26 protein-coding genes are annotated in these 25,995 nt (G+C 41.2%); 8 read left to right on the top strand and 18 right to left on the bottom strand.

What is annotated here, in order from left to right:
- Positions 1–24 precede the first annotated feature (24 nt).
- The gene (locus NWQ57_RS03035) at positions 25–1,047 is read right to left on the bottom strand and encodes a patatin-like phospholipase family protein (protein WP_306020548.1); all 1,023 of its coding nucleotides are present in this window, start codon (positions 1,045–1,047) and stop codon (positions 25–27) included.
- A gap of 24 nt (positions 1,048–1,071) precedes the next feature.
- Positions 1,072–1,983 carry a tRNA 2-thiocytidine(32) synthetase TtcA gene (gene ttcA / locus NWQ57_RS03040; protein ID WP_306020549.1) on the bottom strand — a complete coding sequence of 304 codons (912 nt, stop codon included), beginning with the start codon at positions 1,981–1,983 and terminating at the stop codon, positions 1,072–1,074.
- A 157-nt stretch (positions 1,984–2,140) separates the two neighbouring features.
- On the opposite strand from ttcA, the gene NWQ57_RS03045 reads away from it, so the two are divergent.
- Positions 2,141–2,800, top strand: coding sequence for an ABC transporter ATP-binding protein (locus tag NWQ57_RS03045; protein ID WP_306020551.1), 660 nt, complete (start codon positions 2,141–2,143; stop codon positions 2,798–2,800).
- Positions 2,801–2,816: 16 nt separating this feature from the next.
- Positions 2,817–4,079, top strand: a complete 1,263-nt coding sequence (locus NWQ57_RS03050; RefSeq protein ID WP_306020552.1) for an FtsX-like permease family protein — start codon at positions 2,817–2,819, stop codon at positions 4,077–4,079.
- Positions 4,080–4,106: 27 nt separating this feature from the next.
- Here NWQ57_RS03050 and uspE read toward each other — a convergent pair whose 3' ends face one another.
- The 9 genes from uspE to ccoN all read right to left on the bottom strand — a co-directional run bounded on the left by uspE (position 4,107) and on the right by ccoN (position 12,146).
- A complete protein-coding gene (uspE, locus tag NWQ57_RS03055) occupies positions 4,107–5,036 on the bottom strand; it encodes a universal stress protein UspE (RefSeq protein ID WP_306020553.1) in 930 nt (309 codons plus the stop codon).
- Positions 5,037–5,130: 94 nt separating this feature from the next.
- Entirely contained in the window at positions 5,131–5,805 is a 675-nt protein-coding gene (locus tag NWQ57_RS03060) for a sulfite exporter TauE/SafE family protein (protein ID WP_306020554.1), read from the bottom strand.
- Complete coding sequence (ccoS, locus tag NWQ57_RS03065) at positions 5,798–6,004, bottom strand: cbb3-type cytochrome oxidase assembly protein CcoS (RefSeq protein WP_306020555.1); 207 nt, start codon at positions 6,002–6,004, stop codon at positions 5,798–5,800. The genes NWQ57_RS03060 and ccoS overlap by 8 nt, the downstream gene beginning before the upstream one ends.
- 13 nt (positions 6,005–6,017) lie before the next feature.
- Positions 6,018–8,387: a heavy metal translocating P-type ATPase gene (locus NWQ57_RS03070; RefSeq protein ID WP_306020556.1), complete on the bottom strand. Its 2,370-nt coding sequence runs from the start codon at positions 8,385–8,387 to the stop codon at positions 6,018–6,020.
- Positions 8,388–8,390: 3 nt separating this feature from the next.
- The gene (locus tag NWQ57_RS03075; RefSeq protein ID WP_306020557.1) at positions 8,391–8,888 is read right to left on the bottom strand and encodes a FixH family protein; all 498 of its coding nucleotides are present in this window, start codon (positions 8,886–8,888) and stop codon (positions 8,391–8,393) included.
- An 85-nt stretch (positions 8,889–8,973) separates the two neighbouring features.
- Positions 8,974–9,927, bottom strand: a complete 954-nt coding sequence (ccoP, locus tag NWQ57_RS03080) for a cytochrome-c oxidase, cbb3-type subunit III (protein WP_306020559.1) — start codon at positions 9,925–9,927, stop codon at positions 8,974–8,976.
- Positions 9,920–10,093 carry a CcoQ/FixQ family Cbb3-type cytochrome c oxidase assembly chaperone gene (locus NWQ57_RS03085; RefSeq protein ID WP_306020561.1) on the bottom strand — a complete coding sequence of 58 codons (174 nt, stop codon included), beginning with the start codon at positions 10,091–10,093 and terminating at the stop codon, positions 9,920–9,922. Before NWQ57_RS03085 ends, ccoP begins: the two co-directional genes overlap by 8 nt.
- A gap of 1 nt (position 10,094) precedes the next feature.
- The gene (gene ccoO, locus NWQ57_RS03090; RefSeq protein WP_306020562.1) at positions 10,095–10,700 is read right to left on the bottom strand and encodes a cytochrome-c oxidase, cbb3-type subunit II; all 606 of its coding nucleotides are present in this window, start codon (positions 10,698–10,700) and stop codon (positions 10,095–10,097) included.
- 12 nt (positions 10,701–10,712) lie between these two features.
- Positions 10,713–12,146 carry a cytochrome-c oxidase, cbb3-type subunit I gene (gene ccoN / locus NWQ57_RS03095; RefSeq protein ID WP_306020563.1) on the bottom strand — a complete coding sequence of 478 codons (1,434 nt, stop codon included), beginning with the start codon at positions 12,144–12,146 and terminating at the stop codon, positions 10,713–10,715.
- Positions 12,147–12,371: 225 nt separating this feature from the next.
- Here ccoN and NWQ57_RS03100 point away from each other — a divergent pair, with 225 nt between their 5' ends.
- A complete protein-coding gene (locus NWQ57_RS03100) occupies positions 12,372–12,845 on the top strand; it encodes a hypothetical protein (protein WP_306020564.1) in 474 nt (157 codons plus the stop codon).
- A 35-nt stretch (positions 12,846–12,880) separates the two neighbouring features.
- Here the strand turns inward: NWQ57_RS03100 and bfr (NWQ57_RS03105) are convergent, their stop codons facing one another.
- From bfr (NWQ57_RS03105) to NWQ57_RS03115, 3 genes are all read right to left on the bottom strand, one after another.
- Positions 12,881–13,348 (bottom strand): bacterioferritin, encoded by a 468-nt coding sequence (gene bfr, locus NWQ57_RS03105; protein WP_306020565.1) that lies wholly within the window; start codon positions 13,346–13,348, stop codon positions 12,881–12,883.
- A 2-nt stretch (positions 13,349–13,350) separates the two neighbouring features.
- A complete protein-coding gene (bfr, locus tag NWQ57_RS03110; protein ID WP_306020566.1) occupies positions 13,351–13,827 on the bottom strand; it encodes a bacterioferritin in 477 nt (158 codons plus the stop codon).
- A 130-nt stretch (positions 13,828–13,957) separates the two neighbouring features.
- The gene (locus NWQ57_RS03115) at positions 13,958–15,529 is read right to left on the bottom strand and encodes a cation:proton antiporter family protein (protein ID WP_306020567.1); all 1,572 of its coding nucleotides are present in this window, start codon (positions 15,527–15,529) and stop codon (positions 13,958–13,960) included.
- Positions 15,530–16,148: 619 nt separating this feature from the next.
- Between NWQ57_RS03115 and NWQ57_RS03120 the strand changes: the two genes are divergently transcribed.
- Positions 16,149–18,263 carry a TonB-dependent receptor gene (locus NWQ57_RS03120; RefSeq protein WP_306020569.1) on the top strand — a complete coding sequence of 705 codons (2,115 nt, stop codon included), beginning with the start codon at positions 16,149–16,151 and terminating at the stop codon, positions 18,261–18,263.
- A gap of 75 nt (positions 18,264–18,338) precedes the next feature.
- On the opposite strand, the gene NWQ57_RS03125 is transcribed toward NWQ57_RS03120, so the two are convergent.
- On the bottom strand, positions 18,339–18,560 hold the full coding sequence (locus tag NWQ57_RS03125; protein ID WP_306020571.1) for a hypothetical protein: 222 nt from the start codon (positions 18,558–18,560) through the stop codon (positions 18,339–18,341).
- A gap of 368 nt (positions 18,561–18,928) precedes the next feature.
- On the opposite strand from NWQ57_RS03125, the gene NWQ57_RS03130 reads away from it, so the two are divergent.
- Positions 18,929–20,245, top strand: a complete 1,317-nt coding sequence (locus NWQ57_RS03130; RefSeq protein WP_306020572.1) for a putative glycoside hydrolase — start codon at positions 18,929–18,931, stop codon at positions 20,243–20,245.
- Positions 20,246–20,281: 36 nt separating this feature from the next.
- Here NWQ57_RS03130 and NWQ57_RS03135 read toward each other — a convergent pair whose 3' ends face one another.
- Complete coding sequence (locus NWQ57_RS03135) at positions 20,282–21,037, bottom strand: alpha/beta fold hydrolase (protein ID WP_306020573.1); 756 nt, start codon at positions 21,035–21,037, stop codon at positions 20,282–20,284.
- Positions 21,038–21,308: 271 nt separating this feature from the next.
- Between NWQ57_RS03135 and NWQ57_RS03140 the strand changes: the two genes are divergently transcribed.
- Entirely contained in the window at positions 21,309–21,731 is a 423-nt protein-coding gene (locus NWQ57_RS03140; protein WP_306020575.1) for a universal stress protein, read from the top strand.
- 117 nt (positions 21,732–21,848) lie between these two features.
- Entirely contained in the window at positions 21,849–23,159 is a 1,311-nt protein-coding gene (gene glgC / locus NWQ57_RS03145; protein ID WP_306020576.1) for a glucose-1-phosphate adenylyltransferase, read from the top strand.
- A gap of 137 nt (positions 23,160–23,296) precedes the next feature.
- Here glgC and pobA read toward each other — a convergent pair whose 3' ends face one another.
- Complete coding sequence (pobA, locus tag NWQ57_RS03150; protein ID WP_306020577.1) at positions 23,297–24,511, bottom strand: 4-hydroxybenzoate 3-monooxygenase; 1,215 nt, start codon at positions 24,509–24,511, stop codon at positions 23,297–23,299.
- A 137-nt stretch (positions 24,512–24,648) separates the two neighbouring features.
- Here pobA and NWQ57_RS03155 point away from each other — a divergent pair, with 137 nt between their 5' ends.
- On the top strand, positions 24,649–25,533 hold the full coding sequence (locus NWQ57_RS03155; protein ID WP_306020578.1) for a helix-turn-helix domain-containing protein: 885 nt from the start codon (positions 24,649–24,651) through the stop codon (positions 25,531–25,533).
- A gap of 58 nt (positions 25,534–25,591) precedes the next feature.
- Here NWQ57_RS03155 and NWQ57_RS03160 read toward each other — a convergent pair whose 3' ends face one another.
- On the bottom strand, positions 25,592–25,864 hold the full coding sequence (locus tag NWQ57_RS03160) for a hypothetical protein (protein ID WP_306020579.1): 273 nt from the start codon (positions 25,862–25,864) through the stop codon (positions 25,592–25,594).
- Between the last annotated feature and the right edge of the window lie 131 nt (positions 25,865–25,995).

The following is a 25,995-nucleotide window of genomic DNA, read 5'->3' on the forward strand; positions in this document are numbered from 1 at the left end:
CATTTTACGCCACAAGAGCGTTGACTAATTACTTAATCTAAGTTGATATTTAATTTGGTCAGCAATGCGTTTTACGCTGTTTCGACCTTCTTCGATTAGTTCTTCTGCTCGGTAAAATTCCATCATACCAAAGTCTCGCAATTGCGGTTCAATCAGAATGTCTGGAGGATCGCCGGCAAGTCGAGAACGGGTGACTCTGCCTTGCAGTATGTCTAAGGAGCCTGACATCGCATTCAAAATCGACGGGGTGGGCAATGCACTTGAAGTCGGATTGCTTTGATCACTGGGCACCTCAGCGTTGGCTTGTTCAAGAATGTCAATTTCACCTTCGACCTTGAGATCTTGTTGTTGTTCTTCACCTAAATATTCACTTCCTTCTGCATCTGGTTTACTGCCTTTTTTAAACCAATTTTGAATTTGTGCCTGACTGCGTTTAAAAAAATCAGAGGTTTTTTGTTGATTTTTTTCATGTTCATGCTGGTTTTGCAATAAGGATTGTGGCCGAAAATCTGCGCTTAGATTGATGGCAAACACGATGTCTGCGCCCAGTAAACGACATAAATTGACGGGTACGGGATTCACCACACCACCATCTACCAGCCAGCGATTGTCGATGCAAACCGGTGGAAACAAACCAGGAATGGCGCATGATGCTCTTACCGCTTGAATAACAGACCCTTGAGTGAAGTCGACTTCGCGACCGCTATACAAATCAGTCGCTACAGCCGCAAAGGGTTTGTGTAGTTTATCAAAGGTGTCAAAGGCAAAATTATCTTCTAAGGCTTTAAAAACCTTTAAGCCACTTACCAGTCCACCTCGATAAAACCCCACCCCCATCAACGCGAATACTTGCCACTCAGTCAAACTTTTTACCCATTCGGCTAAGGGCGCTAATTTTCCTGAGGCGTAAGCTGCACCTACGTAAGAGCCAATTGAGCAGCCCGTTACGATATCTATTTCAATACCTAGCTCTTCTAAAGCTTGAATAACACCAATGTGAGCCCAACCACGAGAGGCACCGCTACCTAGCGCTAACCCAATTTTCATGCCTTTTCTCCTTGATTCCCACACTTACAAATTTATAATTTTTACGCTCGATTCTTCCTGCTCGTCTACCAATAGCCTCGGGTTAAAAGTAGGAGGGTCAAAAGCAAGATCGCCGTTTTCATAGGGCGTGGCTTGTGTCGTCAGTTCAGCAAAGTTAAACAGCTTAGTATCGGCTAAATGGGAGGGCGTTACATTCTGCAAAGCTTTAAACATGGATTCTATGCGACCTGGAAAGCGTTTATCCCAATCATTTAACATGCCTTTGATTGCCACTCGTTGCAAGTTGTCTTGTGAACCACACAAATTACATGGAATGATAGGAAACTCCAGAATACTCGAATAGCGCGCAATGTCTTTTTCGGCGCAATAGGCTAAAGGGCGGATGACCATTTGTTTACCATCATCACTGACAAGTTTGGGCGGCATGGCTTTTAACTGTCCACCATGAAACATATTTAAGAATAACGTTTCTAATATATCGTCACGGTGATGACCCAATGCAATTTTAGTGGCACCTAATTCTGTCGCAGTACGATACAAGATCCCTCGCCGTAAACGAGAGCATAAAGAACAGGTGGTTTTTCCCTCAGGTATTTTGTCTAGTACGATAGAGTAGGTGTCTTCTTCGACTATTTTATAGTCGACGCCCAGTTCAGATAAGTAACGGGGTAAGACGTGCTCTGGAAACCCCGGTTGTTTTTGATCTAAATTAACCGCGACGATAGTAAATTTAATAGGCGCGACGCGTTGCATGTATAGCAATACATCAAGCATGGTATAGCTGTCTTTGCCCCCTGACAAACACACCATAACCTTGTCACCATCTTCAATCATATTGAAATCGGCAATGGCTTGGCCGGTAAATCGGCGTATTCTTTTTTGAAGTTTGTTAAAACTGTATTTCTTTTTGGAATCTAATGCTGAAATCTGGCTCATTGGTTCGTCTTTAAATGCTGTTATTGCTTGAAACGCTAAACTCGATGGGCAATTATAACGGAAAATACAGCAATAAAAATCAGTGATTTTGTGCCTTGACAATCGAGGGGCTAAAATTATTCGATTTAAGGCATTAAAAAAGTTGCAATTGGACTCTATGGAATTAGCGATAAACATCAAAGACTTAAATTTTAGTTGGCAAAAACAGAGTATGTTTAAGTTACATATTAGTCGTTGGCAGGTAGAAAAAGCACAGCACTTATTTTTGTATGGTAAATCAGGTAGTGGCAAGTCTACCTTATTGAATCTTTTAAGTGGTGTGGTGAGCGGATATTCTGGTTCGATTGAAATCTTAGGGCAAGACCTAAACAGCATATCGGCAGCTAAAAGAGACCAATTTAGAGCGAATAACGTGGGTATGATATTTCAGCAGTTTAATTTATTACCCTATTTAAGCGGCTTGCAAAATATTCAGTTAGGACAGTATTTTTCTTCAAGCAACTCAGACAGTAAACAACAATTACTTGAACAATTGACCGATAAACTTCAGTTAAGTGGATCATTGCTCGCGCAAGCGGCCAGTGAAATGAGTGTAGGACAGCAGCAACGAGTGGCGGTTGTTAGGGCCTTGATCAATCAACCTCAACTTATTATTGCAGACGAGCCAACCTCAGCATTAGACAGCGAATTACGTGATCACTTTATTCAACTATTGCTTGAATGTGCGCAACAAAGTACGGTCATTTTTGTCAGTCATGATAAGAGCCTCGCCAATCATTTTTCTCAGCAAGTGAATTTTGCTGACCTTCTAGCTTAATAGGGCGACCATATTTATGTTGTTTAACCTTAGTATAGCGAGTTTATTTTCACGTAAGCCTATGGTTTTTTTGACTTGTTTTTCTATTGCAATCAGCATGTTAGTGTTAGCCAGTGTTGCGCATATCGAAACGCAGGTGCGACAAAACTTCGAGCGGTCAGTATCCGGTGTAGACTTAATTGTTGGCAGCCGAACCAGTCAATTAAACTTATTGTTATTTTCAATCTTTCGCTTGGGGAATCCCAGCAATAATATGGCATGGCAAAGTTTTGCTGAGTTAGCCTCTAATAAACAAGTTTCGTGGGCAGTGCCTATTGTGCTGGGTGATTCGCACCAAGGCTATGCTGTGGTTGGTACCACCCTAGATTATTTCGAGCACGTCAAATTTGCTCAACAAGATAAATTAAGCTTACAAGAGGGTAAGCTGTTTATGCACAATAAGCAGCTGGTATTAGGTGCGACTGTGGCTCGAGATTTAGGCTATCAACTTCAAGATGAGATAGTGCTGTCACATGGCGCGGGCAAAGTCAGTTTTAGCCAGCATAAAAATCATCCCTTTACTATCGTCGGGATATTAAATGCCACAGGCACACCTATGGATCGCGCTATTTACATGCCAATTGAAGCAGTGGATAGTTTGCATAGTAGTGGCAGCAGTAAGCAAGATTCTCACGCACATGGGCACGAATATGATGGCGTTCAAGAACATCATAACCATGCTGAGCATCCACAGGCAATTAGTGCTGCATTAGTAGGTGTAAACAGTAAAATCGCTTTGCTTAGTCTACAAAGGATTGTCAGCCAGAACAAAACAGAGCCTCTAACCGCGATTTTACCAAATGTGGCTTTACATGAACTTTGGCAAATGATGTCTGTGGTTGAATTGAGTTTAAAGGTAATCGCAGTTTTGGTTTTGTTTGCTTCTTTAATCGGAATGACAACCATGTTGTTGGCCTCAATGCGTGAGCGCCAGCGTGAATTGTCGGTTCTTAGAGCGCTTGGCGCGAGGCCTTGGGTGTTAATATGGTTGGTAGAAGTCGAAGCATTATTGATTACCTTATTAGGGTGCATTTTAGGTTATGTCTTTCTGAGTTTAGGTTTAACGTGTCTGCAGCCTGTCTTGCTTCATCACTATGCTTTTAACATTGCTCGTTTTCCTGAACCTCTAACCTTTCTTGGCTTTACCGGCCTTGCCCTGGGTTTAGCAGGTATGTTGGCCTTAATACCTGCATTGCTCAGCTATAAAAAGAGTTTGTCAGGCGGCCTGCGGTTTCCATAATGGTACAGGGTGTTTTCTTTGTTTGAATCAAATCCGAATAGGGGAAACAAACCCTTCAGGTTTAATCGCCAATACGTCACAGTTTAATTTATCAATAACATGTTCTGCGGTGTTGCCTATCAATGCTGCAGATATACCTTGCCTACCTACCGTGCCAAGCACCACAAGCTCTGCGTCAAGTTGTTCTGCGCAATGAGGAATAACGTATTCAGGTAGGCCCTCATCAATATGGCACTGTGCTGGCGAAATATGATGTTGCTGCGCATGATTTTGCATGGCGTCAATATGATGTTGACGGATGGTCTGATTATATTGGGTAGGATCAAATTCAGGTATTTCAATGACGATGTTGGTAGGTGTACCCGGATAGGCGTTGACCAGATGCAGTTCAGAACCTAATAATTTAGTGAAGTGTAAGGCGTGTTTGGTGATTTGTTGGTTGAGGGATTGGTGCTCTTCAATATCTGATCCTAAATTTAACGCTGCAATAATTTTGCCGCCCATAGGCCAATCATGCTCTTTAACCAAAAGCACGGGTACAGGCGCTTTGCGCATAATATGCCAATCTGTTGGCGTAAAGATGACTGACTCTAGTAAGCTATGTTGTTGAGTGCCTTTTACGATCAGGTCATACCCTTTTTCAATCACTTCGTAGATAATGCTTTCGTATGGCCGATTGTGCCATACGACTTTTATATCAATTTTATGATCAGTCTCGCTAAACGCTTCTTTAATGACATTCGTCAACCATTCTGTTCTATCGTCAACCACGGCCTGACGCATGTTCTCTCTTTCATCCATGGATAACATGGTGGTCATTTCATAGGAAAAATCGTAAATGCTAAGAAATGCAGTAACACTGGCGCCCGTTTTTTCCGATATTTCAAGGGCTCTAGATAAGGATTTCTGCTGTTCTGTATTGCTATCAATAACCGCTAGAATCTTTTTAAAGTTCATACCCATTACCTCAAATAATTAACCAATAAAGTGTTTAATCATGAGCTAAGTGTATGAAGCTATCGCACTTTTCGCCAATAACTAAGTGAAAGATTTAATGATTAGCAAGTAGCTGCACAGCCTTTAAAACAGTAAATAAACCATATAACAACAAGCTTACCGCTATTACTTGTTTAAACAAAGGGTGGGTAACAATGTGCTGAAGTGTTTTAAAGCCAAGGGCCATGAGTACCATGACCGGCAAGGTACCTAAACCAAAGGCAAACATAATTTTAGCCCCGGCAATAGCCTCCCCACTGGCAAGCGCCCAAGTTAATGTTGAGTACACTAAGCCGCATGGCAACCAACCCCAAAGCATACCATAGGGTAGGGCGCTGATGGGTGAACGAAATGGGATAAAACGCTTAGACAGAGGGCTGATGTATTTCCATAAGTGCTTTCCGCCTTTTTCTACAAATAGTAAACCATGCCACCAACCACCGATATAACACGCAAGTACCATTAAAAAAACACCGCTAATAAACTGCAGTACTGACACACCCGCTAGGCTATGATGACTCACGAATTGGCCAAGTAAGCCCACTAGGGCTCCAGCAATACTATAACTAAGGATGCGACCCATATTATAAGCTAAGATGTAGGGATAATTAGCGTGGTTATTGGGGATCGCGAAACTTAGTGCGCCGACAATTCCTCCGCACATTCCCACGCAGTGCACACTACCGGCTATCCCAATCAAAAAAGCGGATAAAAAACTCAGATCAGTCATGTTGTTTAGGATCAGTCTTGGTCTGCTCGTTTTGTTGAAGTTTGGGTTCTACTTTCTTAACGTCATCGTCAAATAAAATACTGTGGCCATGGCGCTCTAAATCATCAAACTGATTAGATTTTACCGCCCAAAAAAAGATAGCAATAGCAAGACACACTAATACGATTGCTAAGGGGATCAATACGTAGATAACACTCATAATATTTGACTTATTACCTTAATAAACGTGTGGCATTAGCTACCACAATGAGTGAACTTACCGACATGCCGATAACCGCAATTAGCGGACTGAGTGAGCCAGTAACAGCAAGAGGTAAAATTAACAAATTATAAGCAGTAGCCCAAGCGATGTTTTGTTTTATATTACGTTGGGTTCGTATTGCTTGCTGAATAATCACTGGGATTTTATCAAGGGCGTTATCTAGCAAGATAATGTCCGCTGACGATTTCGCTAGATCAGTACTTAGACCTAAGGTAATAGATACGTCAGCCTGTGCTAAAACCGGTGCATCATTGATACCATCCCCAATCATCAGAACAGTATGACCTTGATGTTGTGCTTGTTGAATGATTGAAAGTTTTTGCGCGGGCTCTAGATGGGCATGATAATGTTTGATATTCAGTTCTTGGGCTAATTTTTCTACCGCTGGCTCATTGTCTCCGCTGAGTAAGCTAACGTACTTCGGCGCTAAACTGTTAATTAAACGAGCACTTTCTGGGCGGATCGCGTCGGCTAACAAAAATGCCGCTAATAGTGTATCGCCACAGGTTAAAAACACGTTGAATGAAGCCAATTCATCCTTGCTGGTGACTTGGCAAAACCGCGCAGAACCTATGCGATAGGTTTTGCCATTGATCTCGCCACTGACCCCATTGGCGATGGTTTCTTGGGCATCCTTTACAATATCGCTAGCACTGAACTCTTTAAAAACCGCTGCAATAGGGTGAGAAGAATATTGCTCTAAACTTGACGCTAATTTCAGTATTTCTTGCTCGTTTAAGTCACTGAAATTAGTAAGCTGCTTGATGATAAACTTCCCTTCGGTCAAGGTGCCCGTCTTGTCTAAGCCTACCCAATCTACCTGGGTTAATTGCTCTAATACATCTGCTCGTTTGAGTAATACACCGCGTTTGTTCAGATAACCTACGGTACACGTTAAACTCACTGGCGTGGCTAAACCTAGTGCACAAGGGCAGGTGGCAATTAACACTGAAATCATGACCCAAAACGCAAGATCAGGGGCGATAAAAAGCCAAGTTGCATAGGTCAGGCCAGCAATAATAAGCACAAACATTACAAACTGATGAGCGGTTCTGTCGGCAAAGTTAGCGAGCCGTGGCTTAGAGAGTAGAGCACGATTTTGTAGTTGATTGATTTGATTTGCCACAGAGTGATGCAAAGCGTTAAGCACTTCGATAACCAGCGTACCTACTTCGTTGATGGTTCCAGCATACACCTTATCGTCTTGCTGTTTAGTTATCAGCTGAAACTCGCCTGTTAACATGGATTCATTAACTTGACCATTGCCCTGTCGTACTATGCCATCAACCGGAATAATCTCACCAACCTTAACTAGAACGAGTTGGCCAATTTTCAAGTGCTTGGCTAACACACTCTGATGGCTATTATCTTCATTAATTAAGGTTGCAGTTGTCGGCATATGGCTAAAAAGATTGGATGAAATTTGTGCGGCTTTAAAACGAGCATTTTGTTCAAGAAAACGACTAATCAATAATAAAAACACAAACATGCACAACGACTCGAAATAGGTTTGACCCTGTGCTGTGGTGGTGGCGTATAAACCAGAAACATAGATCGAGATTAGGGCAAAACTGATTGGGACATCCATATTCACTGAGCGAGCTTTTAACGCGCGCCAAGCGCTTAGATAGAACCCTATCGCAGAATAAAGTGCCACAGGGGTGCTTAGCACGAGGCTAACCCAATTGAAATATTGTTTAGTCTGGGCGTCAATCTGACCAAATAGATCGAAAAAAACACCCAGATTTAACATCATAACTTGCATGGTCATGAGACCTGCTAGGCCCAGGCGTTTAAGCAGTAGCTTGTTTTCCTGTTGATGCAAAGCTTCGTGTTGTTCTTCTTGAAAGGGTTTCGCTAGGTAACCTATTTGTTGAATCTTTTGCAGTATTTGACTGAGTTTGAGCGCTTTGTCGTCCCAAATCACGATCAGGCGCTTAGTGGTGACATTGGCACCAACACTGCGTATCCCGCCCAGTTTACTTAGCTGTTTTTCTAACAACCAACCACAAGCTGCACAATTAATTCCGGCAATACTTAATTGAATCTCTCGATTTTCACCTGACTGATATACAAACTCTTCGGTAATATTATCTTCATCAAACAGTTGTAGGGATTCAAGTATGTCATTATTTTTATCTGACACTTTATCAGCCAGTTCACTGCGAAAACTGTAATAATTCTCTAGCCCATTGCTGACGATCGCTTCTGCAACAGCTTGACAGCCTGGACAACAGAAAAAACGCATCTCATTGAGTACCACAGAAGAATAGGCTGCACTCGGATTTTTGGTACCACAATGATAACAACTTTGCTGCATGTTCTACTCGGGTTTAAGAACTACAGGAGTGCTCTGTGGTAGATGAACGACTTGTTGAATTTTCCACAGCTCGTCATACGGGTGCAAACTGATCCGCCACTTGCCCTGTAAAGGGTGTTCTATCTCACCTTTGTATTGTCCTGAAGCATCTTTGAGTAACACCGTTTTAAAATCTTTAAATTGTTGTGTTGAATGGAAAAAATCCATGGTTAATGCCGCACCATCATCAACGTTGCCTGAAACGAGTTCAAGCACAACATTGGTGTCACTAAACACAACATGAGCCTCGATTTGGCGGACTTTCGCTTCTTGTATTTTATGAATATCAAGATTTATAGACCGTCCTTCTTTGTAATAATCATCTTTTACTAAGCTATCTTCGCTGTTAAAAGCAAAGTTCATCATGGTAAAACTTAAAACCATCGAAGACAGGGGAATGACGATTAAAAACCATGGCCAAAACTGTTTATACCAAGCCTGCTTTTCAGCATGTTGTTGCATGTAAGTTTCCATCATAAAAATGAATTTGTAGAATAAAACATAAAAAAGCCCCGGATAAACCGAGGCTTATTTTAGTTATCAATTATTACTTGTCTTGTGAAAGACTGTAAACGTATGCTGCGACTAAATGGATCTTCTTTTCACCCAAGGTGTTTTTGAAAGCAGGCATGACACCGTTACGCCCGTAGGTTAGCGTTTCAGTGACTTTTTCGTGACTGTTGCCATATAACCAAATGTCATCTGTTAGATTAGGAGCACCAAAGGCTTGATTGCCTTTACCATCGGGACCATGACAGGCAGCACAGGCAACAAATCTGTCTTTGCCTTTTGCCGCTAATGACTCGTCCACCTTACGACCACTTAATCCTAGAACGTAGTTAACCACTTCTTCAATACCGTCAGCGCCCATGCTATCAAACCAAGCAGGCATTATGGCATTACGACCGTTGATTAACGTCTCAGTAATCTTTTCTGGTGTACCGCCATACAACCAGTCGTTGTCCGTAAGGTTAGGGAAACCTCTTTGACCACGAGCATCAGAGCCATGGCACTGTGAGCAATTTTGACTAAATAATCGCTGCCCAACCTTCAAAGCTTCTGCGTCTTTTGCAAGTTCCGTAATGGGCCTCGCATAGTAGCCGTCAAAAATAGGTTGGAATAACTCATTGGCTTGATCAACTTCACGGTCGTACTGACTGATAACGCCGTCAGCTTTATTTTTCTCTACAGCTGCTCTGGATTCAGCTAACGATAAAATACCTTGATTTGAACTTTGCCAATTCCATAGACCCTTGAAGTTACCTAATCCCGGGTAAAGCAGTAAATATAGTAGTGCCCAAACGATACAAATATAAAAAAGTATCGTCCACCAACGGGGTAATTGGTTATTGATTTCGAGTATGCCGTCAAATTCATGATGCATATCATCGCCTTCTTTAACGCCAGTCTTATTTGATAAACACCAACGTAACAGTAAAAAACAACCCAAAATACTTCCCAGTGTAATTACTGAGATCCAAATGCTCCAAAAACTACTCATCTAGCTTTGACTCCTGCTTGTTAGTCCGTGGCTCGTCATCAAAAATCAAATTCTCTGCTTCTTTAAAGCGCTTCTTTGATTTTTTACTAAATGCCCACAACACTATGCCAATAAAACAAACAAATACTAATACTGTAAAAATACTACCGCTGACTGCGTAATCCATATTATTTCAACGCTGTGCCGCGAGACTGAAGGTAGGCAATGATAGCCTCCATTTCAGTTTTTCCTTGAACCGCAGCTTGCGCCCCTGCAATATCTTCATCAGTATATGGCACACCAAAATCTCGGAATACAGACAGTTTTTTGGCGGTTAACTTACCGTCTAATTTGTTTTCAGCTAACCAAGGAAAGCCTGGCATATTAGACTCAGGAACAACATTACGAGGATTGATTAAGTGCACTCTATGCCACTCATCACTGTATCTGCCACCAACTCGCGCCAAATCTGGCCCAGTACGTTTCGAACCCCACAGGAAGGGGTGTTCCCAAACTGATTCACCGGCCACAGAATAATGGCCATAACGCTCAGTTTCAGAGCGAAATGGACGGATCATTTGGCTGTGACAACCCACACAACCTTCACGAATAAAGATGTCTCTACCTTCCATTTCTAGAGCGGTATAAGGCTTCAAACCATCGACAGGTGTCATTGTTTGTTGCTGAAACATCAAAGGAGTAATTTGTGCGGCACCACCTAAACTAATAGCAATCAATACTAGGATAGTTAACAGGCCCACATTTTTTTCAACTAACTCATGTGCATTTTTCATTAATTTTGTTCCTTAGGCTGCCTGTAGCGCTTTATTATCAACGGTTTCTTGTGTATCACCCTTGATTGTGCGGTAACAGTTGTAAGCCATAATCAACATACCAACAACTACAAAACAACCACCTATAAATCTTACTAAATAGAAGGGTTTAGAAGCCTGAAGAGATTCAACAAAACTGTAAGTTAAGGTGCCGTCAGCGTTAATTGCACGCCACATTAGACCTTGCAGTACACCAGACATCCACATGGCAACGATGTATAAAACAACACCGATTGTGGCTAACCAGAAATGCACATTAATTAGATAAATGCTGTACATACGCTCGCGATTAAACAGTACAGGGATCAAGTGGTAGATAGAACCAATCGATACCATTGCAACCCAGCCCAATGCACCAGAGTGCACGTGACCAATTGTCCAGTCAGTGTAATGAGATAGCGCATTAACTGTTTTGATGGCCATCATCGGGCCTTCAAACGTAGACATACCGTAGAAAGACAATGAAACCACTAAGAAACGTAAAATCGGATCAGTACGTAGTTTATGCCACGCACCTGATAAAGTCATAATACCGTTGATCATACCGCCCCAAGATGGAACAAATAAAATGATCGACATAGCCATACCAAGTGACTGAGTCCAATCGGGCAGTGCGGTGTAATGCAAGTGGTGAGGACCCGCCCAAATATAAAGTGATATTAGGGCCCAAAAGTGAACAACGGATAAACGGTAAGAATAAACAGGGCGTCCTGCTTGTTTAGGAACAAAATAATACATCATCCCTAAAAAGCCTGCTGTTAAGAAAAAGCCAACAGCGTTGTGACCGTACCACCACTGCATCATGGCATCAACAGCGCCTGCATAGATAGAATATGACTTAGTCATAGAGACGGGGATTGCCATACTGTTACCGACATGCAGAACTAATACAGTCAACATGAAAGCACCAAAGAACCAGTTTGCGACGTAAATGTGTGAAACTTTGCGGATCACCATTGTGCCAAAAAAGTTCACTACATAAGCAGACCATACCAAGGCGATTAAAATATCAATCGGCCATTCGAGTTCTGCATACTCTTTACTACTGGTAAGACCCAAAGGAAGTGTAATAACAGCAAGTACGATAACAGCTTGCCAGCCCCAAAACGTAAAAGAGGCTAACTTGTCACTGAACAGGCGAACCTGCGATGTACGTTGCACTACATAATAGGAAGTAGCAAACAAGGCACAACCACCGAATGCAAAAATAACCGCGTTGGTATGCAGAGGACGAAGGCGAGAAAAGGTCAACCAGGGAGTATCGAAATTTAAAGCGGGCCAATAAAGTTGAGCGGCGATTAAAACGCCTAGACTCATACCAATGATCCCCCAAATAACGGTCATCACTGCAAACTGCCGAATAACTTTGTAGTTATATTCGGGATGTACTTGAATTGCATCACTCATTTAATGAATCTTCCAATTTGTTAATGAAGTGCCACTGAATATTTACATCGTAACGTATTAATTTTAACAATTAACCTGATTTTGAATTTTAAATATTACTAAGGCTAAAAACCCTATAAATAATAATGGTATAGGCCTAAAAAAGAAAGAAAAAACAAGCTTGTTCCTAATCTTTATTTACCGCAAACTTACCCAAAGCAAAATAAACATAAAGATAAAATTGCCTTGAATCAGTCTATTAAATCCATATTATTTTTGGGTGCCTTTGTTGTGCTCATATCGCTTGCTGTTTTTCTAACAGGTTTAGAAAAAACGACGGAAACCACTGGTAAACAATGTTCTCTCGACACCACTCTTATGTGCCAATTTAACTCTGTGGATACAGATGCCGCTCAAGTTATAGTCAAGTTTCTTGGTAAAGTGCAAGTTGAAGAGCAAAATCAATTTCAGCTTATAATGTCTGAAAACCTAGAGTTAGCGCATGCTTGGATTCAAGGTGTGAACATGTACATGGGTAAAATAGCCGTGATAAATACTGATCAAAGAGCCCAAGAAAACCCAGACAAACATAACTTAAGCTTTTTTATCGGGTCTTGTAGTGAGCCACTGATGCGGTGGCAACTGATTATCGAATTGGATAATAAGCTCACTAAAAAACCTGAACGTTACTTTGTTAATTTTAGTACTGAGTTTCCGTAGTTTTGGTTTTGCTAGCCGCAAAAATAGTATTTTCCTTAACTTTGCGATTGTAAATAATTAGCCAAACCAATGAATTTAATCATACGTATTTGCTGTTCTAACCAGTGCGCGTGATCCATTTCTGTGTCGTCTAGCAATTCAAGTAACATATCTCGCGTCACATAGTCTTTTTCAACTTCGCACAGTGCCATAGTTTCTTTGAGTTTACTGGCAACGGCATATTCTACTCGTAAGTCACTTTCTAACATTGAAGGTACGTCGTTACCGATGTGTAAACCATCACGCGTAACCATGTCAGGAGTGCCTTCTAAAAATAAAATTCGTTCGATTAGTTTCTTAGCATGACCTTTCTCATCTTCAAATTCATGAGAAATACGCTCATATAGTTTTGTAAAGCCCCAATCAGCATACATTTCAGAATGAATAAAATACTGATCCATCGCGGCTAATTCATAAGCTAATAGGGCGTTTAACTGGTCGATAATGTTTTTATTACCTTTCATGTTTAATCCTCATCGTGAACTTGTGTTTGCAGATAATTTTGCGCACCTAGGCTACTAACTTGCGACTGTTGGGTTTCTAGCCAATCAATATGGTCTTCTTCGCCGTGTAAGATCTTACTGAGTAAATCCCGTGATACAAAATCCTGCTTCTCTTCACACAGTGCTATCGCCTTCTTTAATAAAGGAATTTGACTAAGCTCAAAGGTCAGATCGCATTGCAGCATTTCTAGTGGCTCTTCACCGATCATTAATTTGCCTAACATTTGCAAATTGGGTAGCCCCTCAAGAAACAAAATACGCTCAATTAACTCGTCGGCTTGTTTCATGTCGCAAATAGATTTTTTGTAGCATTTTTCATTTAATTGACTGAATCCCCAGTTTTTGTACATACGAGCATGCAAAAAAAACTGATTGATTGAGGTTAACTCAAAGGTCAATACCTCATTGAGGCTCGCGATGACTGTTTTATCACCTAACATAATACGATTCCTATCTCGGTAGTTAATGCATGCATTCTAGCGTTATTATAATGATAAAACCAATAAATTCCTTATAAAACAAAGTGATAAAGAATGATAATGGTTACCATTGCCAATCACTAAAAGGGTGTTACGCCTCGGATGTTAAAAGTTGCACACTTTCTTCGGCGAAACCTGTTCCTGCTTCGGTAAAAAAGTTGAAAACTTTGTCTGAGCCGGCATCTATGAGTGGTTGAATCTCATCCTCGTAGCGAGCAATAGAGGCTATTTTGCCTTGGTAATTGGCATGCTGAAGCTGTTCCGTAATGTTGCAGATATCTTCAATCGACGGCAGGGCAAGTAAGATCAATTGAATTTTGCCTAGATCCATGTTGTCCCATAAATCGATGTCTTCACCATCACCTACCAAAACTTGTAGCCCCGCTTTTTGCAATTTTGCAATGCGGACAGGATCAGCGTCCATTCCCCACACCTTTTCGCCTAACATATTGTTCAATGATGAATAGGCTCCTTTACCTACACGGCCCATACCTAAAACCAGTACTTCAGCATTTTTTGGTTGCACATAGGTGTCCTCGGCTAATCTGGTCGGACTTTCAAAGGTTTTTAAATATGCCTTGAGTTTGTTGTATTGGTTGTGTGAATTACGGTATAGCAGGCCGGTGAGTAAAAATGAGAAGGACAATGCTAAGGCTAATATTACCAGCCATTTGGCCTCTAATACGCCGGTGCTCACCAAAAGGGCGACCACGATTAATCCAAATTCACTGTAGTTTGATAGCACTAAACTAGCTAAATAAGAGGTACGCGCACGGAGTTTAAGCCAAGTGAACAACCTAAAAAACAAAATAAACTTAATAGGAATAAACAAACATAGTAAAAGTGCCATGCCAACCAACTCAAAAGTTGGTAGCGCGGTAAAGCCTATATTTAAAAAGAAGCCGATGAGAAATAAATCTTTGAAACTCATGAGTGATTTAGATAATTCAGCTGCTTTACTGTGTGGCGCCCAGAACATACCAATAATCAAAGCGCCTAAGTCACCTTTAATCCCGACAAGTTCGAATAATTCGTATCCACCCAAGGCTAACAAAAAACCACTTAAGGGGAGTAATTCTCCGTGACCAACTATTTCTAAGGATTTCTTGAAGAAAGGTTTGGCAAAATACAATAAAAGAAGCAGTGGAGCCCATACTGAAGGTATTTTTCCGGTCGCTATTACCATAAAAAGCACCGCGATAATGTCTTGCATAACAAGTACGCCGATGGCAACTTTGCCATGACGGGTTTTAATTTCACCGCTATCTTCTAATATTTTTACAATACACACTGTACTACTAAAACTAAGGGCAAATGCTAATAAAGTGATATCGAATAATGTCAGTTCAGTAAAAGCATTTAAGCCAAGCCACGCCAAACCAGTTACTGCAATATTAAGCAGTGTAATCCAAATGATGGAATGACTAATGCTGCCAAGCCACACTTCTTTTTTGTACAAGTCTCTGACGTTTAATTTTAAACCGATGGTGAAGAGCATCAAAGTGATACCGAGTTCAGCTAACACCTCTAGGGAGGGACTTGCTTCATATCCTAAGAAATTTAAAGCAAAACCAGCCATCAAAAATCCGATTAGGGGAGGGAAGCCGGCCATCTTTATGGCTAAGCCACAGATAAAAGCGACTAATATAAAAACAAATTCCAATTTGTGCTCCTTTTAATGGATAGGTCAGTCAACGTTGAACCTTAACCTGCATTAACGAGTTGATATTTTGCTATTTAAAATAGCCGAACTGATGTGGATTTTTAGCTACATCGGTTTGCAGTATATGTATTTTCTGAATGAAAAGGTTGTTTACGATCAATTAAATAAAAAAATTTTTAAAGGGAGTCGACAGCGGAATTTATATGATGTTATATTATAACATCTATGCAAGCTCATACTTTACATCAATACAGAAAATCAAGCACGGTGCTGAAATATGCACTGGTATTGTCGGCTGTATTGTTGATTTTAATGGGCAATATCACTGCAAGGCATGATTCCTCCCATATCGTAAAAGCCGATCAGCATTGCGTGTTGTGCTTAACCTCGCATAACTTAGATCACGCAGTGTTATTTAATGCTTTCAAATCAAACGTACTTGCGCAAACGTTTATCCAACAATTTAAGGCACAACAGCACGTTATAGCATCGCTGCCTTTAACTTTCGGCAATAGAGACCCACCACAGTTCAACTGATTTTTTTAATTTACGGTTTACTCACTATTTTTCGGTTGCGTTAGCGCATATCGAATCGTTTATATGTAAAAGAGATCACGAAATGAACATGAAATATTCCGCCATTCTAGTGGCAGTAATTGCTGCGTTTGGCGCAAAAGCGCAAGAAAAAGACATTCAAAAAGACGAGCATGACGTCGAAACCTTAATAATCAGTGCCTCTCCCTTAAAACGCACCGTATTAGAATCAAGTACCCCGGTTACAATCATCAGTGGTGAAGAACTCGATCAGAATCAAGCGGCTACCTTAGGTGAAACCCTAAGAAATGTACCTGGCGTCCATGGCTCATATTTTGGTCCAGTTGCCAGTAGCCCTATCATTAGGGGACTAGATGGCCCTCGGATTAAAGTGGTACAAAATGGACTAGATGCATCTGACGCTTCCAGAGTTGGGCCGGATCACCAAGTTGCAAGTGAAACGTCAACAGCGAGTCAGATAGAAGTCCTGCGGGGCCCTGCAACCCTACTTTACGGGAGTGGTGCTATTGGTGGTGTGGTGAATGTGGTAGATAACCGCTTACCCCTAGTTCGATCTGAAGGCTTCAGTGGAGAAGTGTTTGCTCAGTACAATGATGTCGCTGACGCAACAACGTTTTCTACCGATATTAATGGTGGCAGTGACAATCTTGCATGGCATTTTGATGCCTATGATCGTAGCACTAGTGATTTTACCATTCCTGTTCCTGCCGACATTAATGAGACTGGCGGGCGTTCAACGCTAAAGAATTCTGCCCTTGATGCAGATGGGTTTACCCTTGGTGGCGCATGGATTAATGATAATACTCGCGCTGCCTTGTCATATGGTCGTATGAATTCTGAATATGGCATTGTAGGCGAAGAAGGCGTCTTCATTAAACTCAAGCAAGACCGCTACCAAGGTGTCGTTGATTGGAATAATTTGTCTGGTTTTTTCAATTCGGTTCATTGGCAGAATGGTTTTACCGATTACCAGCATTCTGAATTTGAAGGGGATGAGATTGGTACCACTTTTAAGAATGAATCATTTGAATCGAGATTGTGGGCCGAACACGCTTTAATTAATGGTTGGAAAGGTGTGGCAGGTGTTCACTACAACCACCTTGATTTTTCAGCCATTGGTGAAGAAGCCTTTACGCCTCCAACAGTAACCGACAGTGTTGCTGTGTTTTTAATGGAGGAACGCAAAGCAGGTCCCTTGTTATGGCAATTAGGCACGAGGCTTGAGCAATCGAGTCATGACGTAGATAATGACTTCTTTGCAGAAAAACCTACCCAAGATATCGTTTCTTTTGATAAAAAAGATTATACCGCGGTGTCTGGCTCTGCAGGGGTAGTATGGAGTATTGATGGGCAAAATTCTTTAGCGTTTAATTATGCATATTCGGAACGCGCGCCATCTGCTTCAGAAATCTTTTCCTATGGTCCTCATATCGGCTCAAAAACCTTTGAAATAGGTGGAGGCTTTGAATTAGCCCAGCTAAACGATGAATACACCGTGGTTCAGAGCGCTGCTGACATGAACAAAGAAGTATCAAATAATATCGACGTAACTTACCGCTATAATGCACAAGTATGGAATGCCAGTTTTAGTCTATTTAATAATCAGGTAAGTGACTATATATTTGAACAACGCACCGATTTGGTCTTCGATGGCGAAGTACTAGTTACCGAAGCCGCATTTGCCCAAACTATCCTTGAAAACGGTGAACCAGAAGATGAGGCGGCAGGATTGCCGGTTATTATTTTCAGTCAACAAGATGCTAGGCTTTATGGTTTTGAAGCGCAGCTCGATTGGCATTTAAACGAAGAATTACGCCTAGAAGTTTTTACAGATTACACTCGAGCCAAATTGGATTCTGGAGGTAATGTTCCTCGCATTCCGCCGATGAGAATAGGCAGTTCATTGCATTACGAATATGACAATTGGCATGCCGAGCTTGAAGTGATTCGCAATAGTAAGCAGGATAAAGTCGCGGCGTACGAAACAGATACCGATGGCTTCACCATGCTGTCAGCTTCCGCTAATTATTATCTTGATTTAGACGCTGTAGACATGACTATCTATTTAAAAGGTGACAACCTAACCGACCAAGAAGGTCGAGTGCATTCTTCATATCTAAAAGACGAGGCGCCCTTACCTGGACGTGCTTTTTCAATTGGTGTAAGAGCTAGGTTCTAATGATAGAAGGCGGGTAGCGAAAGTTATCCGCCTTTCATTAAGGTGTTTTACATCAAGCAATGTAGATAAAGCGTTTCACTCGTCTAACAGTTTGTTTTCACGAATTTTTAGCTCACCTAACTCAAAGGTAATTTCCGTCTCACGCCGTTTTACCTGCGCATAACTCAAAGAATGACGAGCAGCGCTATGGGGGGCATGTTTGGCTTGTTTATTGCGTTCCGCGCTATCTAATAACTCCAGTTTTCTGCAAACCGTCCTAAGGATTAAATATTCGCACTCAATCCCATTTGCGTGCATTGCTCAAAGGTGAGAACTGCATTTTACTAGTTGTTTTGACGGATAAGTTGCTTGATTACATCAACTTGTTCCGTATTAGACTTTCCACTTCACATCTGCTGAAGCTGCCTAATTCTTATTTTTATTGGATTGGCATAAAAAAATCGTAGTAGAAATTTTTGAAGGCGAGAGTCTACAAAAAAATGTGCTATTTGCTAAAAGATTGTTAAACCCCAGCTTGTTCAAAACAAAAAAAATTAATTGCTAAACCACTTGTTTGTATTATGTAAAAGTAGTTTTGACCCTAAAAAATTTTGTTTTTTAGCAAGATAACTTTTAAAAAAGTAACGTTTGATGCTCAATGTTAAAAAAAGATTAAGGAATATTGTATGGGAACGCAATCTCGAATTTGTTTAATAGTATTGGTCTGTTACTCATTACTTTTTGCTTGCTCAAATCAAGGTGTTACTTTATCCAGAGCAAACCAGCAAGAGATCTCAATCAAACAAATTGAACTCGTTAACTCGTCAAATAGAGCTCCGTGGAAATTAGCCCTCGTAGCTAACGAACAACAGTTGTTAGTCGATGAACTACCTGCTCAATTCGCTAATGGCAAGGTTATGTTAGATTTAGCTGCTTATTTAAAAGAAAATGATGCACTACAACTTCACTTCAATGAGGCTTGGTCTTCTGGCACATATTTCACTAATGGCAGTCTAGACTTAAGGGATTATAGACAAGAAGGTACCCTGGAATTTGATCTTAAAATTGATCAAATCGAAAAAGGCAAACTTGATTTAATCGTCAATTGTGAAATGCATTGCACAAAAGCCTACCGACTGAGGGAGTGGGCACAAACACATCAGCAACAGGGTTGGCAGCATCTATCAATCGACCTTAGCTGTCTAATCGATGATGCCGATGATCTTAGCCATGTTCATCGCCCGTTTCAGCTAAGTACTGGTGGAGAAGGACAAATTGCATTTGCCAATGTCAGGTTCAAGGCACAGGGTCACAGTAATATGCCATGCCCAAGTGCCATAGAGTTGGCAACCACCCCCAGTACCTTAAATGAATATTGGTCAGTTGAATGGTGGCTACCACGTCACAACCAAAAAGTGGCACAAGCCAAACAAGGTAGTGCTGAACTTATAATGATTGGAGATTCAATAACCCATGGTTGGGAAAATGAAGGCAAAGAGGTTTGGAATAAGCACTTTGCTGATATTAAAACGTTAAATTTAGGCTATAGCGGTGATCGTACCGAAAATGTAATTTGGCGCCTACAACACGGGGAGTTAGGTAACACTGAACCTGCGCTCGTCGTAATGATGATTGGTACCAATAATACCGGTCACAGAATGGATTCCCCTCAAGCCATTGCCGCCGGTGTGACGAAAATTGTTGATGAGCTACAACAACAATTACCACAGGCTAAAATCCTGTTACTCGAAATATTTCCACGAGATGCAGAGCCTGATTCAGCAATGCGACTTAACAATCAAGTGGCGAGTGATTTAATCGCAGAATTAGCTAAAAAACGAGGCTTGCTGTTTGCTAACTTCAATGCCGATTTTTTAAGCGTAAATGGCACTTTAACAAAAGAAATGATGCCGGATCTCCTTCATCCCAAAGCATTAGGATACGAGATATGGGCCAAACAACTTAGGCCTTTTGTTGATCAATATGTCCGGAAAAAAGAGTAAAGTCTGCTCACCACTTCATGCCAGCGGCGGTGCTGCTTACATTGTTCTACAGAACACTTGTTTAGCAGGCGTACGTATCGGGTTATCTGCTAATCCTCGGTACAAGGTAAGAAAGACTTTCGCAAAGTGCTTTGGCCGAGTTTGCACTAAACAATGTGGGCCTCTGATTTTTTGCTCAGCATGTTGGCTAAAAACCCGTTTGATAGCTGCTGACGCCTGACAACTGACTAGTCTGTCTTGTTTAGCGGTAACGATCAAACAGGGCACATCCATGATTAAATTTGGTTGTGGTAGTTGATGTATTAACCTCAGTCTATTTTTTAAAAATGCCCCAGGCAATGCCGTTAAATTATGGATAAAGGGATTCGTCAGTTTATTTTTTAGCAACAGTTTCATTGCTAAACCACCAACCAAAACTTTAGCCAGAAATGTTGTGTTCAATAAACGCAGCGGCATAAAGCGAGCGAATGATAGTAAACGTGAGGGTTGGGTAATAAAACTTGCGCCAAAGACAACATAGACAAATTTCTTGGGTGCTAAGCGGCATAATTCATAGGCGGTTCGGCCGGAAAAAGACTCTGCTAAAATCACATAACGTTTATCGCTAAGCGTGGCTAAAACGTGTTTCGCAATTTCACTGTGATCCGTAAATAACGCCTCAGGGAGAGGCGCGAGTTGTACCTTAATATTACTGGGTAATACATCAAGTAAGGGGGCATACAATTTCCCTGAGCCGTCGATACCAGGCAATAATAACAACGTCGGGGCCTCATATGAGATATGATTTTTCAATGACTTTAATCGTCCTTTTACAGCAAGTTTTTTCTTCCATGGATCTTATTAATAAGTAGATACAAGAGAAACGATAAGGATGGAAAATTATCCCTTTCGCAGCAGTTTAATCAAGTCATTTTTCAGTAAAACTAGCTTATTGTGCTGGATCTTTTTGATTTGGATCAAAATCTTTTGGCCAATAAGGTATCTAATAAGATAACGGTACAATAAATAGGCTAATCTATCTATTGGTATGCTTGTTTAACAAACCATCACGGTGAGGTATTACATGAGTTATTATTCAAACATTCTTGTTGCAGTCGATATTTTTGCCCAAAGTAATGTGGTCATTGAAAAAGCATTAAATATTGCAAAGTCCCCTAAAAACCTAAGTATTATCTATGTCACCGTGCCAATGGTTAACTATCAACCTTTTGGTATGGCGTATGAAGGTGATTTTTTTAATGATCTGTGTTTACAGAGCAAAGAAAAATTAAAAGAAATTGCTCAGACTTATGCTATTCCTAGTGCGCAAATATATAGTCCTGTGGGTAATCCAGCCGATGAAATACATACTATTGCACAAGACATTAATGCTGATCTTATTGTGATGGGTACGCATGGTCGCAGCGGTTTAAAATTGCTTTTAGGCTCAACTGCCAACGGCGTGTTACATGGTGTTAAATGCGATGTACTTGCCGTAAAAGTGTAGGTGTTTAATGGTCATATCGGCTTGAATGCTGACAGCTAATATGGCGATAAACGCCCTATTATTAACAACTCGCCTATTGAGAAGTCAGGTGCCTAGCAACGCTTTCGAGGGCTCAAAATGGTTTCTTCAAATACACGATATGTTAGCCAACTTACCAGAAACACACTGGCTTTGATTCTCGCTGGAGGCAAGGGCAGTCGTCTGTTCGAACTGACGCAATCTCAAGCCAAACCTGCCTTACATTTTGGTGGTAAATTTCGAGTAATTGACTTTCCACTGTCTAATTGTGTCAATTCTGGTATCAAACAAATTGGCGTGATGACCCAATACAAAGCGCATTCACTGATTCGTCATTTAGCCTGTGGTTGGGGGCATATGAATCGTGATCTGGGTGAATTTGTTGAATTGTTGCCCGCCTCACAACAACAGTCTGAGCATTGGTACGAAGGCACAGCTAACGCTTTATATCAAAATATTGAATTTATTCGTGAGCATAATCCTAAACAGGTTTTGGTGCTCTCTGGAGATCACGTATATAAAATGGATTATGCGGATATGTTGGCTCAACATGTCCAAACTGGCGCAGATTTGACCGTTTCATGTATTGAGGTTCCAATCGAAGCCGCCGCCGGGGCCTTTGGTGTGATGTGCGTTAATAAGGGTAACCGCATCCTAAAATTTCAAGAAAAACCTGAGCATCCCTGTACGTTAGATGAACGAGCAGGCTACACCTTAGCGTCTATGGGAAATTATGTATTTAACACGGAGTTTCTGATTGAACAGCTACTCAAAGATGCAAGCAATCCCGATTCAGAACATGACTTTGGTAAAGACATTATTCCGGCATCTATCGACAACAACAAGGTCTTAGCATTTCGGTTTCATGATATTGAAAACCATCAACAGCCTTATTGGCGAGATGTAGGTACTATTGATTCATTTTATGCCGCAAATATGGATTTAATTGCCGTAACACCGCAACTTAATATATACGATGATGGTTGGCCTATTTGGACTCATCAAAGGCAATCACCACCAGCAAAGTTTATTTTTAATCAGCCAACTAGGCGAGGATTTGCGGTAGATTCCACCGTATCAGGTGGATGTATTATTTCTGGCGCAATGATAGAACGTTCATTACTTTTTTCTGATGTACACGTGCATTCTTACAGTCATATTGAAGAATCTGTCATTATGCCTAAAGTCAATATTGCCAGACATGTCAAAATTAAACACGCCATCATTGATTCTGGCTGCAATATTCCTAGTGGTATGGAAATAGGTATTGACCGAGATGCTGACATTCAACGAGGGTTTCGCATCAGCCAAGAAGGAGTCGTTCTGGTTACACAAGGTATGTTAGATGCCTTAGAAATAGATAACTCGATAAGCCACAAAGTAAAAATAAACAGTCCTGTCAGCGTTTAAATCAGAGGACTTTGTGGCAAAAAACATCAACACCTGAGCTAATCGCCTGAGTTACTTCTCAAGCATTTAATGCTTTGCATAGCGGGGCGAGTAAACATAAAGTGGTTTGCTCGCCCCAGACAATCGCTTTCTATCAATTAAATTTCTGGATAAGGCAAACCAACATATTGCTCGGCAATGACCTTTTGACCCGCTTTGCTATTGAGATAAAAATCTAATTCAGATTTCATAAAACGTTCAAAGGTCTTTTGATCCATATTGTTTGCCTTTCCCGCATCATCTTTAAAGTCATGCAGCATATTACTCATCCACCATGAAAAGCGCTCTGCTTGCCATACGCGACTTAGGGCTAATTCTGAATATCGTTGACTGGCGTTTGCTTGATTTTCGTTATATTCCTTGTTGAGTAGGCGATACAATATCGCCACGTCCGAGGCGGCCAAGTTTAAACCTTTGGCCCCAGTGGGCGGGACGATGTGCGCCGCGTCACCCACTAAAAATAACTTACCCAGTTGCATTGGCTCACAGACAAAACTACGCAGGGGAGCGATACTTTTTTCTATACTCGGACCGGTTACCAAACTGGCGGCAGATTCCGGTGGTAAACGCAATTTCAATTCATCCCAAAAACGTTGATCATCCCATTGTTCTACTTTGTCAGACAGTGGTACTTGTAAGTAATAGCGTGAACGAGTTGATGAACGCATACTGGCTAAAGCAAATCCGCGCTCGGTTTTGCAGTAAATCAATTCATCTGCAACGGGTGGGGTATCACTCAATACGCCAAGCCATCCAAAGGGATAGACTCGTTCAAATTCTTCGCGTTTATCTGCAGGTATACTTTGACGTGATACGCCATGAAAACCGTCACAACCCGCAATATAATCACACTCAAGTTTATAGCTCACACCGTCTTGTTCAAATGTCACACAAGGATGTGCTGTTTCGATGCCGTGCAAGGTAACATTAGATGAGCTGTAATAAGTGCTTAATCCTGAGGTTTTGCGTGCGGCCATTAAGTCACGGGTTACTTCGGTTTGACCGTAACACATGACGGTTTTACCTTCTGTTAGTTCATGCAGGTCGATGCGATAAGCTTTACCGTAATAACTAATGGCAAAACCATCATGCACATGGCCTTCTTCATCCATACGCTGATACACATCAGCCTCATGAAGCAGATCCACTAAGCCTTGCTCTAAGATCCCAGCGCGAATACGGCCAAGAATATAATCAGCAGCGACCCGTTCGATAATAATATTGTCGATGCCTTGCTTAGCCAATAACTGACCTAACAACAAACCTGAGGGGCCCGCCCCAATAATGGCAACGTTAGTTTTGATTGATTGCATTTTTTATCCAACTCGTTTTATAACCTAGGCTTATCATGCTTTTTTTATCGACAACTATTAATTCACATACGCGTTAACTTATTGTACTTTTGCGTCATATTAAGCATGGGTAGAAAATGAGGTTAAGGGTAAAGTTAATGAATAAAAGTCCTATTCCTTTTTACGATCTGTATGGCGAGGCCTTTATTCGCCAAGAGCCAAATTTAGTGCATGTAGAGGATATTGCCTATCGCAGTCGCGGTTTAGGCTGGGAAATTGCACCTCATCGGCACAATCGCCTTTCCCAAGTGGTCGTGGTCTTTGACAATCATTGGTCGGTGGAGCTTGACGATACTTCCCATCAACTCAGTGGCAATTGGTTGGTGTTGATCCCCGCAGGAGTTGTACATAGTTTTCATTTTGCGCCAAATACTCAAGGTTTTGTGCTCTCAATCAACGATGCATTAGTAAGTGGTAAGCAAGGGGACGAGACGCAGCCTCTTGCAGATTTAGTTTGGCAAGCACAAGCAGTTCAATTTAAAGATCAACAGCAGATAAAGCGTTTTTGTACTTACATTAATTTGCTACAACATGAGTTAAACGCGGATGAATTGGCGCAAAATATGGCAGTTTCCCAATTGGTGCAATTAATCTTACTCACCATACTGCGTCAACAACGATTAGAGGCTATGAAGGTCAGCAGTGTGAGTCGCGAGTCTACTGTGTTACTCAATTTTCGGGCCTTAATAGAGCAACATTACAATCAACATCTAGCGGTAAAAGACTACGCTGCGCATTTACACATTTCAGTTTCAAAACTCAATCGTTTGTGCCAAACATTACTGAATAACTCTCCTAAAGCCATTATTCACCAACGCTTAGTGATTGAAGCAAAGCGCCGTTTGATCTACACCAAACAAAGCGTTGAAGAGATAGCAGAAGAGTTGGGGTTTAGTGATCCTGCGTATTTTAGTCGTTTTTTTAAACAATTGGTGGGCACCACTGCAGGGTGTTTTCGCCAACAGGGTAATATCAACGAATAAGGGACGTGTTGATATTTACACGAATTGAGCAAAGCTAAACAACGAGTTAGCCTGCGGTTTACTGCTTATTGTCGGCGCTGGTTTGCACTTTGTTACTGTGCTTTTGAGCAATGACGTCTTGAATAATCGCATACACATTATAAATAGTTAACGCAAAGCAGATCACCGCGATAAATGCAGTAGACAAAAATAGCACGACCATATACCCATAGGTGTAGTAGGCAAAAGCGGCGCAGATTAGGCCGATGAAAAACTCAATAAAACCTGCTTCGATGTTAGTTTTAATATTGGTCTTTATTGGCTGCGCGTAGTGATTAATTTTAACCGACATTTCTTTCTCCTTACTTCGACGGTGTACCCAAGGTAACAGAACTAAGCCTTACATCGATTGACTACTTCAAAATTTACATTGTCTATGATGACACTTCGGTGTTTTAGCACAGTTTGTAAGCTGGTGTACAG

Origin of the sequence: Paraglaciecola sp. (genome assembly GCF_030730205.1) — a bacterium.
Classification (GTDB): domain Bacteria; phylum Pseudomonadota; class Gammaproteobacteria; order Enterobacterales; family Alteromonadaceae; genus Paraglaciecola.